2 protein-coding genes are annotated in these 2,031 nt (G+C 37.8%); both read left to right on the top strand.

The window, feature by feature from the left end; translation table 11 throughout:
- Positions 1-551: 551 nt before the first annotated feature.
- A complete protein-coding gene (locus AAEY79_RS14105; protein ID WP_350588497.1) occupies positions 552-1,724 on the top strand; it encodes a hypothetical protein in 1,173 nt (390 codons plus the stop codon).
- Between the two features lie 27 nt (positions 1,725-1,751).
- The coding region (locus tag AAEY79_RS14110; RefSeq protein WP_352288834.1) for a hypothetical protein at positions 1,752-2,031 on the top strand (280 nt) is incomplete at its 3' end.

A 2,031-nucleotide genomic window follows, 5' to 3' on the forward strand; every position in this document is an offset into this window, starting at 1 on the left:
TGTCAGTTTGCTTGGTCATTGCTTATTCTCCTGTTATGGGATTATAAGCAGTTACACAGTTTTTAGGAAACTCCCCTGATCAAATAATGATAGCTCTAAAATATTAGCAAACTCAGATACTCAGAATTATAATTCACAAACATCTTTAGATAAGATCCTAAATTCAGATGATCCTAGAGAAGTAGCCTATTTAATTCATCCAACTAAAGAGATGTTAGTTTACTGTTATCATGACGTAAGGTCTGAATGCTATATTGAAGGAGTACATAATAGTCAGTTTTTTAAATACGACATTTCTCAAGTCGAAGGCCAAAACAAAGGTAAACTGACTTCTCCAGGAAACCCTATTGATTCAGCTAAAACGATGCCAATGAAGTGGTTAACTATAAATAATGAATACGCTCAGGTACTTATGACTTCAAAGATAATGTTGAACTCACAACAATACACATTGCAGGAGCCTCTTGTTATTTATTATAAAAATGGAATGATGGTTAGATAATTAGCTTATGATTGAAAAAATATTTAGCAATTGGTTGTTTTTTAGTTTTATGCTTCTAACTACTGCCTGCCAAGCAGAAAAAGAGGTCTCTATCCCGCCTCATGCTTATGTTTCAGTAGAAGAAAGCCCTGAAACCTTTAAAAAAAATAATGAGGACATTAAACAGTATTGGAGTTTTGATGATAATCCGCTCAATATTGGTAGCTTAGGCGTTACTTTTTACGAAATTAACTTTCCGTCTAACAATGGGACTGCGACTTTCAACTATCCAAACATTCCATCACTTACTGTTGATAATGTTGGTATGACCTCAGGCTTCTATATTCATGATAAACCTAAACGAGGCATACAGTCGGTTCGAATTGATTTTTTCGTCCCTAACTCTCAAGGTAGCTATGCTGTTACGAAAAAAGATGCCTATGTCGCTGTGCAAAAACTGTTTAAACAGCTAGAAGAGCAAGGTTGGCAGAACGATCGTCGTGTCACTAGTGCTCGTATATCTCTCCAAGATAGTTATGATTATGTCACTGATGAGAATGTATCATCTAGCTTTCTAAACTATCAATACCCTCTAACCTTTGATCAGTTTAAACAGCTACCAAGCTTACAATTTTGGGATCTACGAAATGGCACTGATGTTTTTTTAGATATTACTATGCAATACAACTTTGAAGAAGAGGTTAACAATTACGTCTATATGATCAGTTTAGATTTTAGCTCCGAAGAGATTCATATCAACAGCTATCTCAGTTATGACAACCCAGACGATACTATGGAATCAGTTTTTATAGAAGCTTATCCAGACTTACCGCAAGCTAGACTATACGCTGAAACTCAAGCTTTAGAGATAGGCTTAGATATTCAACAAGACCAACCTGACTATACCCTACCACTCATACTAGAAAAAACAGGTATTGACACCAGTAAATTTATCTCTATTGACCCTTATAAAATTACTTATAAAGAGTTTATGCAGCGTTCCGAGGCGGGCGAAGACATGACACCTTACTATGAAAATAAAATCAAACCTAATAAACCCGAAATCACCAGTAAAGCTCGAGGGCGTTGCCCAGCAAATCAGCCTTGCCCTAAATCAGGCTACTGGTTTACCTTCGCAAAAGCAGATAGCCGAGCTTACTTCAAACAGGGTGATATCATGCCCAATTATCCTCACAATAATTGGGGTGAAGTTATTTGGCAGTTTGAGGGTGAGAAAGGCTAGTTTTTAATATTTCGATCTAAACCACCTTTGGGTGGTTTTTTATATTTAGCCCTCTCCACTCAACCGCAGACCCACGCACAAGTCCAAGAGCACAATTATCAACATCATACCCCGACCCTCACCCAAACTGGTCTTGGTGGTCAGCAATTAGCGGAGCGTTTAACGCAGTTAGCAACGGGACTTGGCAGACAAGTAAATGACCATAAGGCGATTAAAACCCAACTTAAAACTATCGCCAAGGAACAAGACACTAAAACCCATCAGCAAACACCTTACACGCTAATCGATAGCGCAGCGGATAGTGCTT

It is taken from the genome of Psychrobacter sp. GW64-MNA-CIBAN-0177, from assembly GCF_040309585.1.
Lineage (GTDB): Bacteria > Pseudomonadota > Gammaproteobacteria > Pseudomonadales > Moraxellaceae > Psychrobacter > Psychrobacter okhotskensis.